Below are 16,832 nucleotides of genomic sequence, written 5' to 3'. Positions count from 1 at the left end.
ATATTAACGCGATGTTTGTGTTTCTACCCGTATCTCTACACAAGCATCGCGTATTTTTATTTTAGAAGGGAGAATTATATATAAATGGATATTCAAGACATTTTAGCAGCAATTGGAGTTGTCATCAATGGCTTACCTCAGGGACTTTTAGCTTTATCTTTTGGTTTTGCTTCGGTTCCTACTGCAATGGCTTTTATCATTGGAGCTATTGGTTGTGGGGTGCTTGGGCTCGTAGCACCAATTTCCTTTCAAGCAGAAACTATTACTTTAGCAGGTACAATGGGGAATAATTTAAGAGAAAGACTTTCAATGATATTCTTTGGAGCTACTATTATGGCTTTCATTGGACTCTTTGGCATGTTAGAAAACATTATCAACTTTATTGGCCCAGTAATCACTCGTGGAATGATGGTAGGTGTAGGAATCATGTTAAGTCGAGTAGCAATTAATATGAGTAAAGATAACAAACCTGTAGGATTTAGTTCAATTTTAGCTGGTGTACTTATGTTTGTTTTCACTAAAGATCTAGTTTATACAATTGTTGTTTCAGTAGTAATCGGTAGTATAGTGTCCGCATTGTTTAAACAAGACAACCAAATAGTCACTGACACTAAAGAAGAATTTACTTTGCAAAAACCAATTTTAAATCCAATGGTCATTCGAGGTGCCTTAGCTATGGTCTGTTTAAATATAGGGGCTAATATTGCCTTTGGTAATATTACAGGCTCAATAGCAGATATGCCGGTCAATATAGACCACTTAGCTATAGTTAGTAGTTTAGCTGACATGGGTTCTTCTCTTTTTGGAGGAGCACCAGTAGAATCAATTATTTCTGCAACTGGAGCTGCACCCCATCCTATTTTTTCTGGAGTTATGATGATGAGTATAATGGCGATAATCTTATTTGCTGGACTTTTACCAAAGTTAGGAAAGTATATTCCTACTGAAGCTATTGCTGGTTTTCTTTTAGTATTAGGAATGATCGTTACTGTTCCTAATAATGTTCAAGCAGCAGTGGATGACCCATTAGTAGGAGGCGTCACCATGACTGTCACTGCAATTACAGATCCATTTTTAGGAATGATTTCAGGACTTATTGTTAAATTCCTGGCTATTTCGTTTGGCTTATAAGGGAGGAATAAATACATATGCAAACTTATACTTTAAATATTTGTGGATTGAAAAGAGAATTACCTATTGTTCCAGTTTCAGATGAATTATCTATTGCCAGTTTTGTTATTTTAGGAGACACAGAATTAGTCAGAACTGTTGGCCCTAAACTTGCACAAAAGCTCCCTGAATTTGATGTTCTTATTTCAGCAGAGGCTAAAGGAATTCCTTTAATTTATGAGGTTTCTCGCTTTTTTGATATGAATTATATAGTAGCTCGAAAAAGTATAAAGTCTTATATGCAAAATCCTGTTAAAGTTAAAGTCAATTCCATCACTACTGAAGAAGAACAGATTTTATGTTTAAATGGAAGAGATGCTAAAAAAGTAAACGGCAAGAAAGTGGCTATTATTGATGATGTCATTAGTAGTGGCGCTTCCATAGCAGCAATAGAAAAGTTAGTTAATAAAGCTGGAGGAAAAGTCGTTGCTAAAGCTGCAATTTTAGCAGAAGGTGAAGCGGTAAAAAGAGATGATATTATTTATTTAAAAGAATTACCTCTTTTCAATAATAATGAAAAAAGTAAATATAATATATTAAAATAATTAATCCTCTGATATAAAGTCAGGGGATTAATTATTTCACCTTAACTTAATTCATACCTTATTCCTATTGCATAGAAGCAAGCACCGGCTTTTTAATTTCCTGGTAAATAATAATTTTTAATAAAAGATTAAAGAAATAACGTTGATAAATTAATGGGAAAAATGTTAAAATAAATATGAAATCTAAATTATTAAAGGAGCTGATAGATTATGTCCTATTTAGACCAGCTTAAGAACCAACATTTACAGCTGAACCAATTAGTTATCTACCGCAAAGTCCTGCAAGATAAATTGATACAGAAGTTTGTTGCTTTAATATCAAAACTAAATGACCCTCAAGGTAATATAACAGAAATTCAAAATAACTATTATGAAATATGTTATGACTTAATTAATACAGCAGAAAGAATGAATTTTAAAGGTGATCTTTGGCAGAATCACCTTTTGCATTTAGTTGCGACAGATTTAAATCCTTTTACTTTAACTAGTGAAAAATTGGGAAACAAATTAGGAAAAAGTTTAAGAGAAGCTGCTACTCATGATCTAATAATATTAAAAGAGATACTTAATCTTAATTTAATTAAATTAGCTAAATTACTCGAAATTGAACCGATTAACTTTATAATAGATTATGAATCCTCTTCAATTAAAGAAGCTAATCCTCAAAATATTAAAAAATTAAAGAAAATCTTCTCTCAAACAGGAAATGAAAAAGAATTAGTTCAAGTTTTAGCAAAATATCATTACTCTTCTGGTGCTGGAGCATTAAATAATCATGTAGCCTTTTCTTGGGATAATCAAACAGGGTTAGTAGGAATTAAAGATCATGATCCAATAAGATTCGAAGACTTAATCGGTTATGAAAAGCAAAAAGAAGAATTAATTAAAAATACTGAAAGATTTATTAAAGGTAAAAGAGCAAATAATATCCTCTTATACGGTGATAGTGGTACTGGAAAATCATCCTCTGTAAAAGCATTATTAAATAAATATGCTCCGCAAAAGCTGCGTTTAGTGGAAATCACTAAAGAACAGATGGATCAATTACCAAAAATTTTAGATATTCTTAGACATCGCGGCATGTACTTTATTCTCTTTATGGATGATTTATCTTTTGAGGATTTTGAAACAGATTATAAATATTTGAAAGCAGTAATTGAAGGTGGAATTGAGGTTAAACCTAAGAATGTCTTATTCTATGCTACCTCTAATCGCCGTCACTTAATTAAGGAAAAATGGATTGATCGTGATCAAGAAAGCGGAGAAATTCATCTAAATGATGCTATTCAAGAGAAGCTTTCATTAGTAGAACGATTTGGGATTACTATTAGATATGAATCTCCTAATCAAAAGGATTATCTTCGAATTGTAAAGGAATTAGCTCAAAAACATCAAATTAATCTGTCAGATTCTGAATTAGAAAATAAGGCAAAACAATGGGCTATGCGACATAATGGACGTTCGGGTCGGACTGTTCAGCAATTTATTAATCATTATAGTTAGTTATTAGCCTTTACTAATCTATGCTATCGGGGAAGATAATCGTACTTAACGATATTCTTTTTTCATTGGTCTTCCCCTTGGATTCTAAATATAATCAATAATATCTACTTTCTTTAATCCAACAAATAATTAGCTAATGTCTTCTGAACTTCCAAAATACTATCTCCTTTCTTGCTAAATTGCTTTTCAAGCGGCATATTGGACCCAGCTATCCAGAGTTTCAATTCTGAATCAGCATCAAAAGTCCCAGCTGTTTCCACACTAAAGTGTCTAATGCTCTTATAAGGTATTGAATGGTACTCTACTTTATTTCCGGTCATACCTTGTTTATTAATAAGTAATAGACGCTTACTTGTAAAGACAAAGTAATCTCTTAATACTTTGTAACCTTTTTCAATCTTTTCTCCATCGATTAATATCTCTTTTAATTCCTTTTCTAAGTCTGCTATATCCATTTCTGACGCATTTCCCATTAGACCATCTAAGAAACCCATGAAATCTCCTCCTTTTTAATTATCCCATACTTCCTTTAACGTATTTCTAAATAGATTATTTAATTCTTGATAACTAACTGATCCTATATCTTCAACACCACTTACATACTCTTCATAGTATGTGATTTCTTCTTCAATGAAGTTATTAATAATACTAATCTTCGGTTCTATATCAAGTTCTTCGCCGACTCTCTTTCTCTTTAATAATTTCTTTATTTCCTTATATAACTCCATATCTGAAATTTGAGTTTCTAATAATTCTTCAAAATCCATTGGTGCTACTGTCTTATTAGCTTCTAGCCATTGACAAGCTAAGATAGGTCTTAAAACATAGAAATATTTCTTTATTTTAACTTTGTCTCTTTGTAAATAATCTTTATAATTCCCTCTAGCCATATTTAAATAATGATATATACTAGATTTAATTGAAAAATACTTATTATTTAACTCTCTTAACTTATCGATTGTTGAATATTCTTCAATATACACTATAGGTGAAGACAGCCACTCTATAAATGCTGGATTAGATTTTTTGAATAATGATAAAGCCTTTTTAAGATCCCAGCCACTTATATCTAATTTATTATTAATTGGGTATTCTAATACATCTCGCTTCTTATCAATTGATAGATACCACTCTACTGGACGAATATATATGAATCGAACATCATAATCACTATCTTTAGAAGGAAAGCCCCAGGCTCTACTACCGGATTCGACAGCGTAGAGAATTTTGACATGCTCTTGTTCTTCTATTTTCTTTAATTCAGATAAGATTTCTTCACGCATTGGTATCAACCTTTCATTATTTTCTTTTTTATTACTTTTAATTTCAAATATTTCATCCCAATTAACTTCAAATATATGTAGTAAGCCTTCTATTAATTCTAATATATCAGCTAACTCTTCTATATCTGGTTCCTCTTTAAATTCATTGAAATGAAAATCAACACTTATTAATATTAAATAATCCTTTTAAATAATTCTTGCCATTCTAACACAGTAATTATAAACTCTTCTGCTAAATCTTCAGCAGTTTTAGGTTTAATAACCTTTCTTTCAAAACCTTTATAAGCGTGAGTTCTTCCTTTAGCATCTGTCTCTGGAAAAGGAACCTTATTTAAAATTTTAGGATTTTCTTTTTTAACTTCTTTAATAGCTTGTTCTATCTGTTTTCTTCTTTCTCTAAATGGTTTTATATCATCATCTTTTTTATCTTGTTTACCATAATCAGGACAAAAACCAATAGAAAATTTATCACTCTGTCTTTTTACTAACCTTAAAATAAAGTAATCTTCACCAGCAAATGAAGTAGCAGCAAAAGCACAATACATTGGATTTCTTCCAGTTCTTCTCTTTCCTGGACTAAATTTAAAACTACTTAAACGCTCATCTTTACTTACTAAATTATAAGTTTTAATCAACATTTCTAATCTACCAAAAACCTTTTGACTGTTTTTCCAACCTATTAAGTATTTGATTATTCCATCCATTATAAACACCCTTTCTTAATACCTTATATTTGAAAAATTAAAATATATAGCAATTCAACATATGTACATAATTACTTCTTATATAAATATACCTTTTGTGTTAATATTTATTTTAGTCTCAGAATTGTATAACTTTATTATTTATTAATTTAATTATATAGTTTTATCTTTCAATAAAAACAATTTTTTCCTTTATATAAGAAAAAATACTCTCAGTATAGAGAGCATAATCAAAAACACCAAAGAAATCATACTGTTAGCTCATATTAATCTCTAAATTATTACTAACTAAAATCAAATCTATACTTATCCAACAAGCTTCTCCCATCAATCTTAACTTTCTTTAACCAATTAGCCCAACTGATCTCCCCTTTGCTTCCTGTAGGCCTTTCATCACCTAAGAGAATTAACATATTTTCTACTCTTGTTAAGGCTACATACAATATTCTAAGCTCTTCTGCTAATCTTTCTTCCTGATCATTCCTATTTAAAGAATCATAGTCAGGATCTTGATTCTGAGCAAGGTACTGTGGGTCCCATTCATCATATAGCTCTCTAGCTTTAAATGCAATCATCTTCTTTTCATCATTTTCCTCATCAAATATAATCTTAGGCTCAACACTATCTCTATTTAGCTGTTTATCAATACTTGGCACTATTACTACTGGATATTCTAACCCTTTCGATTTATGAATTGAGATTAAGGAGACAACTCCTTTTTCTTTTTTTAACTTTTCTGCTACTTCTGCTTCTTCTTCCTCCTGCTCAGTCTCTATCATCAATCCTAAATAATTACAAAACTCAATTGGTTGAATGAAATCTTTATCCATTATATTAATCGATAGATCCTTTAATTTTTCTAGATTAGCTAACTCTTGAAATAGCTTCTCTTCAGTATAATAATCTCTAATTCTAGTCTGGTTATAAATAAACTCTAATAAATTATCAACCGATAAAACTCTTATACGTTTCTTTAATTCATCTAAGAAACCATCAAACACACCTACATCAAAACGCTTATATGATTTATAAAAATCAATATATTTTAATTCAGCTTTAGAAGTTCCATTAGCGTGAAGTAAGTGATATAAAAGTTTGAAAGTATCTATAACAGGTTTCGAAGAATAAAATGCTTTACCACCGATTACTTCCACAGGTATCTCTGTCTCTTTTAATTTTTTGGCCTCTTCGTTCAACCTCCAATTGCTCCTAAATAAGACTGCTATATCATTATAACTAATCTCATCAACTTTATTTAAATATTTAATAACCTTCTTTAACCCAATCCCAAACTTAACTCGCAAAAATGATTCATAATCCCTACTATCTTCTTTACTCTTCTCTGAATTTAAGGCTTTATACTCATCTTTACTACTAACCTTCAATTCGTTATTTTTATCATCTTTAAATTTATGACTAAAGATTTCATTAATTGTTTCTAATAATTGCTCATCAGTTCTAAAATTATCAGCCAAATACTTCTGCTCATCGATAATATCACTAGTCTCGTTCATTTCTATAAATGTCTTTACATCGGCACCTCGAAAACGATAGATTGACTGCTTTTCATCCCCAACTAAGAAAATACCAATACCTCTTCCTTGCAGCTTCTCTACTAACCTATACTGGTGGCGATTAGTATCCTGAAACTCATCAATAAATAACGCATTATATTTATTAGCCAATTTATTTAAAGCATAATCACTTTCTTCCAAAATACGGACTGCATACTTAATCAGATCATTAGAAGTTAAAATATTATTATCTTTCTTATATTGCTTTACTTCCTCCATTAACTCATTATATATCTTAAAAAAGACCTTAGTAATAATTTCCCAATCCGTACCTTCTTTATTACTTAAATCAATCTCATCAATTATAGATTTATCTATCTCTAAACCTTTATTATCATTATCCCGATAATATTTGATAATAAATTCTTGTAATTTATAACTCTTTACTTCACTTAATTCATCCTTATCGGCATAACTAGTTATTAACTCCCTGGTCTTTTTATTCAAAAAATCACTTATCGATTTAATTTTAAAATTAGTTGGTTGATTAATAATTAAACCATATTTCCTAATTATCTCTTCACAGAACTTATGAATCGTAGATATATCCACCATTTCACATAGCTCAACCTGACGCCGCCAAAACTCCTTCGATTTTTTTAAAGTAGGATCTCCTTGATTGACTTCCCATCTTAACCACTCAAAATATAACCTATCTCTTAATCTATCTTTCATCTCAACTGCGGCTTTATTAGTAAAAGTAATGATAGAAAAATTATTTAATTCTAAATCTTCCTCATTAAGTATTGCTATTATCTTATCTACTAATACCTTTGTCTTTCCAGACCCAGCGCCAGCAACAACCGAAAGAGACAAATCAGTATTAATGATCTCTTCTTGTTGTGTGGTAGGCTCTAACTTCTTTAATTCTTCTTTAAAATCAGTGAGCTCCATCGGAATCCTCCTTAAATAAATGATCTTCTTTACAGATATCACTTATGAGACAATACTTACAAAATTCACTATTGTTAGCCTCTATTTCAGTTGCTGAGTTTCTTTCAATCTCATCCACAATTTCAGCAACCTTTTCTTTCCTCTCTTCTCGTTTCTCTTTTTTATATAAGTGTTGATCCCACCACTTAAGATTATACATAAGCTGTTTTATCAAATCTTGATCTTCATCTCTATCGGTTCTTAAAACTAAAAAATAAAGATAGTAATAATTAGCAAACTGCAACGGGTAAGAACGATTATCTATAGAAACAACCTTAAAATCAATCTTACTTCTAACCCTAACCCCATTATCTAATTCAATAAAATCTCCATTTGCTTTTTTAAAAGTAAAATTATTGAATCTATAAGATATTTCTCTAATTCCTTCTATTGAATTTAATAAGTGCTCTAAATATTGACTAAACTTCTTTAAGATATTTAACCTAATATCCTTCTCCTCAAAATTGGTCAAGAAGTTGAATTTATGGAATACATCATCTTTATACTTATCAACTATACCTTTGAACACAAAATAGACTTCATCATCATGGATTGAATAAGATTTATTATTAATTTCCGAATACTCAACTAACTTATTAACCGCTTTATTATAAAGAATAGCTTCCACATAAAATCTTAACTGAAATCTATTTTTGAAACTTAACAGTTCAGCCTCAGGATTAGCAAAAAGATGATAATACATCTTTGGACATAACTTATCAAAGATAGCTAATTCTAAAGTGGTATATTCATCTTTAGAAATACTTACTTCCTCTTCTTCCTCAGAAGCAATTTCAATTATAGACTCCTCAGACTCTTCTAACTTATCCTTATTATCTTCATCTAACTCATATTCTAAGTCATCTATCTCCTTACCAAACATTGAAGCTAAGTCTTCTAAGTATATAGAAGGCAATTTTTCATCAGAGCCTTCCCGCTTAACATAAGTCATATCTAACTGCTCATCGGTAAAATCTATTACATTCTTAAATAAATATTTCTCTAATTTAAAATGTTCTTTTATCCCTCGATGATTAACAGGGGTTATATTCAAATCATCCTTTAAGATTTTAATTATTTCCGGAGAAAAAGGAAACTTTTCATCATAATAACGAGGATACTTATCAGACTCTAAAGCAACAAAAAAAGTATGTTTATAGTGACGCATATTTTCTAAATTAACTATTGCCACTTCACCAATATCTGGCTCCTCACTATCTCGATCTCTTTGCCAATCTTTAATCATACCACGAATATGATCGGCAAATTGAATAGTAGAAACCCCATCAACTGTACTATCATAATCCATATCACTTATGATTTCAAAAATCTTCATAACCACTTCATCTTCTTCATAATTAGTTTCTCGAATTAAGTCTTGTAGATGTTCATCATAATTTACTAAATTCTCACGCATCAACCCTATATGTTCCTTAAAAGAAGCTGAATCCGAATCTAATTTATTAATCAAGCTCTGTATATATCCCAATACCTCTCTTAAAAAGCTTAAGGCATCGATTTCAACACTACGTAGTGGATGCCACCTATATAGCTCATCATCTCTAACCTGTCCATAGATTTCTAATAGATAATCTATTTGAGTAATCCATTTTTCTACCTCTTCATCTTCTAACCTTTCAAAAAAAACTTCTATCGCCTGAAAATCTTTAATATACTCACTACACTCTTTAGAAATCCAGTTAGAATTTAAGATCACTTTGAAGTCATCTATATTAAGTCCATCCTTAATAATATCATAAATTTTAAAAATAAATTGCCCAATTGGATAAGAAGCAATTGGCCGTTTGCTTAAATTAACCTCTATTCCTTTTAACTCCTTAAACAACTTATATTTGCTAGCAATTGGAAGGTCAATATCTTCATCATTTAAAAATTCCTTACGAGAAAAATACTTCTTATTCTGTAATTCTAATATATCATTATCCAATTCAAACTCCTTTACTATCTCTTCTATCTTCTCTTCTGGAAATTTAAATAAACCATACTCTTTAAAAAACCTGGCTAACTTACTTTCATATTTTTCCCTATCTCTAGCAATGATGACACAGATTCCACCTTGACTCTCTTCACCCTCAATATCTTCATTGCTTCTCTCTAATAAAGCTTCTGCATTATCAGAATTCTTCAGTAATTCACTAATCTGCTTAGCTACAAATTCAAATTCTTGCCCTCTACTAATAAAAGGAGATCTTATCCTTAAATTTTCTTGGTCAAAATTATACTCATAATCATCCTTTCTTCTATGATCAATATTTAAATAATTGCGTTTAAGATGTACAAGTGCTTTAACTCCTTGATATTTAGAATTATAATCAAGTGAATAATCTATGCTTTCTTCTCCTATATCATACTCTTCCTTAAGCTCCTCTATATTCTGAGCTAAGAACATAGAATCTGTAGATCTTGTATCATACTTACTGACAAAAATAAGATTCTTTATACTTCCCTCTTCTCGAGCTTCTATTACCTGCCCAACTAAATATCTCTGTAAATCATCAAAGAATAAAAATCCATCTAAAAATACTTTTTTAAAGCCTTGCTCATTAATAAATCGCCTAATCCCTAACTTAATTGCTTCTTGATATGTAATCTTATTACTTGCAAGCATCTTCTCATTTAATACAGTAGAAAATCTATTAAATAGTTGAAAAATACTTAATTCAATAACTGAATACTCATCTTTAATCTTTTGCAATATCTCTTTTTCAACCACTTCATGATTATGGAACAAAATAAAGTTAAATAAATCAAAAAGATCATTAACAATCGAAGTGAAAGTGTCTAACTTAGCAATATCCCCTTGATATTCCTCTACTATTATCTGTTCTAATATAAGCCTTTGCTCTACATTCTTTATTATATTCTCATCATTTTTTCTCACATATCTATCAATTATATCTTCCTTAAATTTTTGAAAGGAATAGAGTTCTAAATTATTTGAATCAGCAACTCCTTGCTCTCTCCGCAGTTCACGCAGATTAGCTGTAGCAGTTAAATAAAGAGCTCTATTACCACTAGCCTCTTCTGTTAAATCTTTTATTAATTCTTTTTCATTTATATCTTGAGCTCCATATAATTTCATAAAATTATCTGCCATTAGTTGCTCCCTCCTAGACTAAACTCTAATATATTTTCCTGCTGAGTAAAAATATTAGCTAAAGATTTTTTATATTCTTCTTCTAATTCTTTCTTCTCCTTATCAAGCTTTTTAAAATCCATAAACTTTAACTTTTTTTCATCTCTAGTTCCATAATAATAAATCTGCTCAAGATCTAATGCAACTCTTATTCCCTGCTGATATAGCTCATCTAAAACAGTAATCATTTTCTCTAAAAGTAATTGTTTTTCTTTCGAAGTTAGCTGTGCAATAAATTCACTTAATAATTCATAATCATTATTCTCTAAAAATACACTACTCCCAATTTTGTACATACGGGGCAAGTACTTATATTTAGAATTATTAAAATAAAAATCTTCAAAATTGGCAGGTCCAACAGTTAAATCTATTAGATACTCAGCATCTATATCAATACCTTCTTGTAATCTTATCAGGAGAGCTTGAGAAGATTTTCTTAAGCATTGTTTAAGTCTTTTAGATCTTTTATTTAAAAATAACTCTTCTCTTCTAATAAGTTCTTCATCAATTTCGATCTTTTCTCTAAGTCTATTATCGAAAAAGATTTCTATCCATTTTTTTTCTAACTTAATTGAATCTCTTCCTTTATTATTAATAAACTTATTCTTTATTTCTAGGATACTTTCTAAATCATCTTCGTCAATCTTAGTAGAAGAACTTAATATCTTTTCAACTTCTACTTTATCTTCATCATCAAAATCTTTTAAGCTATTACTCTCTTGGTTTAGCACCAAACCACCTTTAGTTAAATTAGAACTTCCTTCTATCAATCTATCATCATCAAAAATATATATTTTTGAATGCAAATCTAAATTAACATACACTTCCCAACCATTCTCAATAGCTGCTTCAAAATCAAAATCGCTGGAAGCTCTTTTAAAATCATCCAATCTTCCTCTAAAAATAATTATTTTTTCCTTAACTGAATCTGGTAAATGTTCTTCTACAAATTCATATCCATATTTGGTTATAAACGCACTAACAATTATTATCTTTTCTCTAGTTTTTATTAAATTTTCTCTTAAAATCTCTTGTATATTATTTATTCTTGGCATTACTCTTTCAATGCCTCCCTATTATTAATTTATTCAAATTGTTGAATTATTTCACTTATATCCTCATTCTCAACTCTACTTTCTAAATCACTATTAAAATCATTTACAAACTCATATAAGTTATTTATATAATCTTCTCTATTAAGATTTTCTTCATATAGTTTCTCATGTAAATACTCTACACCACCTAATAAATATGATTCAAATATTTCCATATTTCTTTCTAAAGCTTCTCCTTCATCACTTTCCCTAAAAGCACGATCCATCTTGTCTGCGACAGATAGACTATCCTCCCCACCTAAAAGCATTATTAGGCGATAGACAAAATTAATCTTAGTCTGTTCTCTCAATAATTGTTCAGTAAATATCTTTGTTGTCGTATTACCATTATCTCTTTCGGCTGTTCTCCCATATAAAAACCCTATAACAGGTGCTAATATAAACACATCAATATTTCTATTAAGAAGATTTGCTTCATCTAAGTCAACTAAATCTTTCACATAATTTGCATGTTTTCCACTAAATGAAAATGATTTTTCAAACATTGCTCTCCTCCTTAACAATAGTATGAGTTTCTGTTTTCTTATCTAATTCATATAATTTTTCTAATTTAGGACCTAAGACATCCTCGGCATACTTCCAATCTTTATGCATTATAAACATTATCACCTGCTCAGCCACTTCAGGAAGAACCTTAGAAACGTTTGCTACATGATGTTCATCTGCATTTGAAAAAGGAGCATCCATAACTAATGGATATGCTTCTGAATTTACATCATCTAACTCTTTTTCAAGCTTTTCTTTTGCCAAAGCAACTATTCCTGAAATAAATGCAAAACTAGTCACAGTTTCAAGACCTTTAGATTCATCGGCCATACTTTGTAAATCATCAGCTATATCAGGAGTTGTTAAGTCATATTCATACCGATCATCTATAATTATTTTTCGTTTCCCATGGTACATTTCAGAAAAGATTTCATTTACTTTCTTTTGAAGTCTTCTCTTAATATTTCTCTCCATACTTCCATAATGTGTAGATAAAATATTTATAAGGTATTCAGTATATTCAATACAATCTAATATAAATTTATTCTTCTCAGAAGCCGAAGCTAATTCAGCAATATCCTTGTTTAGCCTCTCTATTTCATTTTCTAAATTACCTTGTTTTTTGATTTTAGCTTCTTTATCCTCTATTCGCTTAACTAATTTTCTCTTTAATTCCCTTACTTCCCTTTCATATTTACCTACATCTGGCTTCCCATCAATCTCATTACTAATATTATCATTTCTAGATTCAAGACTAGAAATATCATTCTTATATTCTCTTATCCTTATATATTTCTCTTTAAAAGATTCAAAGAAATTATCAGCAGTATTCTGATAGTGTTTAGCATTATTCATAAATACACGTACCATTGTGCCAATAGATTGAGGAGGTAAATAATTCTTTTGCTTAATTAAATGATTATATGCTTCACTCTCTTCTGCTATCTTTGTCCCACAAATACATTCCCCTCGCTTAATAAGAAAATCAATAGATTTAGCATGCATCTCTGGAATTCCCTCATCTATTACTTCATGTCCTTCTAAAGTTTCAATAGCCTTATACAGTAATGGTTGCATAAAGAACATAGGTGCATTCTTTGAAAAATCTTTAACTAATCTTTTCATTTCTTTCACTTTCTTCTTTTTCTTAATATCTATTTCTCTTTCATTATTCTTCATTTCTTTTTTTAAGTCAGAAGTTGGTTTATATTCTTTTATGATTTCTTCCTTTTTTTCAATTTCACTATTATAATAATCAATAGTTTCATCATAATTATCATTTTCTTCTAAGATCTTTTCATATTCTTCTTGAACTTGATCAAGACTTCTTTTCTTTCTTTCCAACTTATCATCACCAGTAGTGTCTATGCTATTCTTCAATTTACCAATTACACTAGTCTTTTTGCCCCGACTTAAATGAGTAATTGCTGTATCTAAAACATTAAGACCTAATACACTCTTAACAGCATTAGCGATATCTTTTCTTCCATATCTATTATTCTTAGCTAAATTACCAATCCGTTCACCATCAAAGAAAAAATAATCTGCTAAATCTTCAGGTAATATCTTATTTATGGTATTCTTCTGCTCATTATCTTTAACAAAACGCCTCTGACCATTAGGTAATTTATGATGCACCACTAATTCTGCTTGTTTAGGGGTTACATTATTATTTGAACTACATGAATATTCTTGTTTTCTAACAATCTTATATTCAATATCATTATGAATAAGTTCTAATTCTCCTATTACAATTTCATTATCACCGGGTCTCATATCATTAGCTATTTCTAAGTTTAATAAAAAATTAGAGGTTTCAAAATTAGCCTTACCATATAATATCCAATTAAAGGCTTGAATCAACGTCGTCTTTCCACTGGTATTCTTTCCTAAGATAACTATTACATTCTTTTCATTACTATTTGAAAAGGAAATTTCTTGTTTTCCTTTATATTGTCTAAAATTCTTAAGACTTAAAGATTTTAATAACATTTACGTACTTCCTCCTCAATCATTTTTTTAATCTTATCAGACATTTGGCTTCTATTATATTTTTTAGTCTTTAGATTCTCTTTTTCAATCTTTAATATTTTCTTAATTAAATTTGTAGCCTTTTTCTTATCAATATCCATCTTCTTTATACACCCCCATGTAGTTTATCTAAATTATATACATCTTTAAATTTATTAATTAATCTAAAACCTTGACTAGGATTGATTGCTAAGTCCGCAAAATCTTCTATCCTTTTAATCTCCTTTTTTATCAAAGAGATATCAGATTTGATTTCAGACTTAGCCATATTTTTTACATGATTTAATGGTCGTGGCAATGTAATAAAATCATATATTTTAGCAAATTTTTTACCAGAGGCTAACCTCAGTACTCTACCTCGTCTTTGTATATATTCCTTAGGGTTAGTACTACTAGCTAAAATAAATGCTCTTTTAATTTTTGGTATATTAACTCCTTCATCTAAGCATCTTATAGCAATTAGTGCTTGTAAATTTTCTCCTTTAGAAAATTCTTTCTTTAAAATTCCTCTTTCACTTGAATTTTCTTCGGCAGTAAATTTAGCAATCTTCATATCCAAATCATTTCCTAATATACTTCCAACAGCCATAATCTGACGAAGCTCTTTCTCATTAGCCTTACCATCTACATAATCAATATCTGAAACCGTTGTTGCACCACAATAAACTAAAGTATGAGACTCACCTATATAATCAATCATTTCTTCCTTTAAAGCTGATAGTTTATTTTGAGCCCCAGCCACTAATCTCGCTCTCTTGATAGCTATTCTTTTTCCTTTATCATTTAAAACTTTCTTTCCGTTCTTATTTGTAGTAAAACATTTGGCCATCTGCTTTGATAAGCGTCTATATGCATCTAATTCATCCTTAGTTAAATGAACAACAATAGGATAATAATAATACTGAGTTAACTTTTCCTCTTTAATAGCCAATTCCAAAGGATAATTAATACACTCTTCACCAAAATAATCAAATAATTTTTGTGTTCCCTCTGGGTCACCATATCTCTCTATCGTAGCTGATAATGCAAGTCTATAAGGTATGTTAGTATTTAATTTCTTACTTAAATTAAAAGAACCAAAATTATGTGCTTCATCGACTACTACAACAACATTCCCTTTTAAACGATCTATTTGCTTTTGCACAAAATCACTTGCAAAAGTAGCATTAGTTGTTACTAGACAAAAATGTTTAATTACATCCAAACTAAAATCAATAACCACATCTTTTAATCTGTCTTTCCAATCCCTCTGACATGAAGCAGAATATCCTATAATCGGATCCATATTAAATAACTCAATATCTTCAACCCATTGTTCTACTAAATGTTGATAAGGGCAAACTATAATAACAGCCAAACTTCTCTTCTCAGCAAATAATTTAGCAATCGCTGCTAATCCCGTAAACGTTTTGCCGGTTCCAGTTGCCATATTAAAGTAACCTTTAAAGTCTTTATCTACCCAAGAATTTACGGCCTGCTTTTGATAATCATAAAGATCAATTTCCTTAGGAACTTTAGGGTAGTTATCTAAATCAAATTCTAAACTTTCTACCTGAGATTCTTTAAACTCCTTTTTATCTAATTCTTGATCATAATCTTCTTTCATATAAGTCTTTAATTTCTCTATACCCACTGAAGGAAAATCAAAAACAGTAATTTTATTGGTTTGATTATCCCATAAACGATTAAAATCATTTTCTTTTTCAGCAACTCTTTCTAAACTCTCTTTTCCCTTCCAGGAAGAAAAAACATCTATAGATTCAAAATTTTTAGTAAAAGCAGTTGACGACTCATTTAAAGAACCAGTAAATGCAATTTTATTTCCCTGATCATCATAGATCAGACCAATCTTTTCATGATATAGACCAATTTTGTTATCATCTTCATAAAAAGCTAGTTTAATATCTAATAATCCTTTAGCAATCAGATGAGCTAACATGTTTAATCTTTCTTCTTCAAAATAATTAGATGGCTTAGTAAAAGAATCTAGTATAGACCTTTCAAAAATTTCATCTCTATCTTCATATCCCTTATTAATTGCTTCTATATCTTTTTCTTGCAGTTTAGGTGAAGCAATTAATTGAATCTTTCCCCCATTCTTAATAAGTCCTGTAATACCTCGGGAAACTTCAATTAATGATGATGAAGAAAAGAAACCTACAGCTCTTTTATATAATTTTGCATTTTCTAATACAGGTATATAAAAATCATTAACTATATCATCATCAGAAGATCTATATTTTATTTTAAGATTAAGACCTTTAAATCCCATTATAATCCCTCAAATCTTCTAGGCTTTATTAATAGATTTATATTTATGTAAGTCTATTC

General features: G+C 29.7%; 13 protein-coding genes. 3 read left to right on the top strand and 10 right to left on the bottom strand.

Annotated elements, in window-relative coordinates:
* Positions 1–84: 84 nt before the first annotated feature.
* The 3 genes from B5D41_RS08775 to B5D41_RS08765 all read left to right on the top strand — a co-directional run bounded on the left by B5D41_RS08775 (position 85) and on the right by B5D41_RS08765 (position 3,218).
* Complete coding sequence (locus tag B5D41_RS08775) at positions 85–1,131, top strand: guanine permease (protein WP_078810258.1); 1,047 nt, start codon at positions 85–87, stop codon at positions 1,129–1,131.
* 17 nt (positions 1,132–1,148) lie between these two features.
* A complete protein-coding gene (locus B5D41_RS08770) occupies positions 1,149–1,715 on the top strand; it encodes a phosphoribosyltransferase family protein (RefSeq protein WP_078810257.1) in 567 nt (188 codons plus the stop codon).
* A gap of 210 nt (positions 1,716–1,925) precedes the next feature.
* Complete coding sequence (locus B5D41_RS08765) at positions 1,926–3,218, top strand: ATP-binding protein (RefSeq protein WP_078810256.1); 1,293 nt, start codon at positions 1,926–1,928, stop codon at positions 3,216–3,218.
* Positions 3,219–3,331: 113 nt separating this feature from the next.
* Here B5D41_RS08765 and B5D41_RS08760 read toward each other — a convergent pair whose 3' ends face one another.
* The 10 genes from B5D41_RS08760 to B5D41_RS08720 all read right to left on the bottom strand — a co-directional run bounded on the left by B5D41_RS08760 (position 3,332) and on the right by B5D41_RS08720 (position 16,773).
* The gene (locus B5D41_RS08760) at positions 3,332–3,712 is read right to left on the bottom strand and encodes a PH domain-containing protein (RefSeq protein WP_078810255.1); all 381 of its coding nucleotides are present in this window, start codon (positions 3,710–3,712) and stop codon (positions 3,332–3,334) included.
* A gap of 15 nt (positions 3,713–3,727) precedes the next feature.
* Positions 3,728–4,501, bottom strand: a complete 774-nt coding sequence (locus B5D41_RS08755) for a nucleotidyltransferase domain-containing protein (RefSeq protein WP_078810254.1) — start codon at positions 4,499–4,501, stop codon at positions 3,728–3,730.
* Between the two features lie 173 nt (positions 4,502–4,674).
* Positions 4,675–5,205: a hypothetical protein gene (locus B5D41_RS08750; RefSeq protein ID WP_078810253.1), complete on the bottom strand. Its 531-nt coding sequence runs from the start codon at positions 5,203–5,205 to the stop codon at positions 4,675–4,677.
* A gap of 284 nt (positions 5,206–5,489) precedes the next feature.
* Positions 5,490–7,673 (bottom strand): UvrD-helicase domain-containing protein, encoded by a 2,184-nt coding sequence (locus B5D41_RS08745; RefSeq protein ID WP_078810252.1) that lies wholly within the window; start codon positions 7,671–7,673, stop codon positions 5,490–5,492.
* Positions 7,660–10,830, bottom strand: a complete 3,171-nt coding sequence (locus B5D41_RS08740) for a hypothetical protein (RefSeq protein ID WP_078810251.1) — start codon at positions 10,828–10,830, stop codon at positions 7,660–7,662. The genes B5D41_RS08745 and B5D41_RS08740 overlap by 14 nt, the downstream gene beginning before the upstream one ends.
* Complete coding sequence (locus B5D41_RS08735; RefSeq protein WP_078810250.1) at positions 10,830–11,924, bottom strand: phospholipase D family protein; 1,095 nt, start codon at positions 11,922–11,924, stop codon at positions 10,830–10,832. Before B5D41_RS08735 ends, B5D41_RS08740 begins: the two co-directional genes overlap by 1 nt.
* 29 nt (positions 11,925–11,953) lie before the next feature.
* Complete coding sequence (locus B5D41_RS08730; RefSeq protein WP_078810249.1) at positions 11,954–12,469, bottom strand: hypothetical protein; 516 nt, start codon at positions 12,467–12,469, stop codon at positions 11,954–11,956.
* Complete coding sequence (locus B5D41_RS08725; protein WP_078810248.1) at positions 12,462–14,462, bottom strand: AAA family ATPase; 2,001 nt, start codon at positions 14,460–14,462, stop codon at positions 12,462–12,464. Before B5D41_RS08725 ends, B5D41_RS08730 begins: the two co-directional genes overlap by 8 nt.
* Complete coding sequence (locus tag B5D41_RS14110; protein ID WP_159442925.1) at positions 14,453–14,602, bottom strand: hypothetical protein; 150 nt, start codon at positions 14,600–14,602, stop codon at positions 14,453–14,455. Before B5D41_RS14110 ends, B5D41_RS08725 begins: the two co-directional genes overlap by 10 nt.
* Before the next feature lie 5 nt (positions 14,603–14,607).
* On the bottom strand, positions 14,608–16,773 hold the full coding sequence (locus B5D41_RS08720) for a DEAD/DEAH box helicase family protein (RefSeq protein ID WP_078810247.1): 2,166 nt from the start codon (positions 16,771–16,773) through the stop codon (positions 14,608–14,610).
* Positions 16,774–16,832 lie beyond the last annotated feature (59 nt).

Source organism: Selenihalanaerobacter shriftii, assembly GCF_900167185.1.
GTDB lineage: Bacteria > Bacillota > Halanaerobiia > Halobacteroidales > Acetohalobiaceae > Selenihalanaerobacter > Selenihalanaerobacter shriftii.
Note: the sequence above shows the minus strand (reverse complement) of the source record. Positions and strands in the feature narration are given on the sequence as shown.

Coding starts and splice junctions, on each gene's coding strand:
- B5D41_RS08770 (WP_078810257.1), top strand. CDS start 1,149: ATGCAAACTTATACTTTAAATATTTGTGGATTGAAAAGAGAATTACCT.
- B5D41_RS08725 (WP_078810248.1), bottom strand. CDS start 14,462: ATGTTATTAAAATCTTTAAGTCTTAAGAATTTTAGACAATATAAAGGA.
- B5D41_RS08755 (WP_078810254.1), bottom strand. CDS start 4,501: ATGCGTGAAGAAATCTTATCTGAATTAAAGAAAATAGAAGAACAAGAG.
- B5D41_RS08720 (WP_078810247.1), bottom strand. CDS start 16,773: ATGGGATTTAAAGGTCTTAATCTTAAAATAAAATATAGATCTTCTGAT.
- B5D41_RS08775 (WP_078810258.1), top strand. CDS start 85: ATGGATATTCAAGACATTTTAGCAGCAATTGGAGTTGTCATCAATGGC.
- B5D41_RS14110 (WP_159442925.1), bottom strand. CDS start 14,602: ATGGATATTGATAAGAAAAAGGCTACAAATTTAATTAAGAAAATATTA.
- B5D41_RS08735 (WP_078810250.1), bottom strand. CDS start 11,924: ATGCCAAGAATAAATAATATACAAGAGATTTTAAGAGAAAATTTAATA.
- B5D41_RS08750 (WP_078810253.1), bottom strand. CDS start 5,205: ATGGATGGAATAATCAAATACTTAATAGGTTGGAAAAACAGTCAAAAG.
- B5D41_RS08745 (WP_078810252.1), bottom strand. CDS start 7,673: ATGGAGCTCACTGATTTTAAAGAAGAATTAAAGAAGTTAGAGCCTACC.
- B5D41_RS08730 (WP_078810249.1), bottom strand. CDS start 12,469: ATGTTTGAAAAATCATTTTCATTTAGTGGAAAACATGCAAATTATGTG.
- B5D41_RS08740 (WP_078810251.1), bottom strand. CDS start 10,830: ATGGCAGATAATTTTATGAAATTATATGGAGCTCAAGATATAAATGAA.
- B5D41_RS08765 (WP_078810256.1), top strand. CDS start 1,926: ATGTCCTATTTAGACCAGCTTAAGAACCAACATTTACAGCTGAACCAA.
- B5D41_RS08760 (WP_078810255.1), bottom strand. CDS start 3,712: ATGGGTTTCTTAGATGGTCTAATGGGAAATGCGTCAGAAATGGATATA.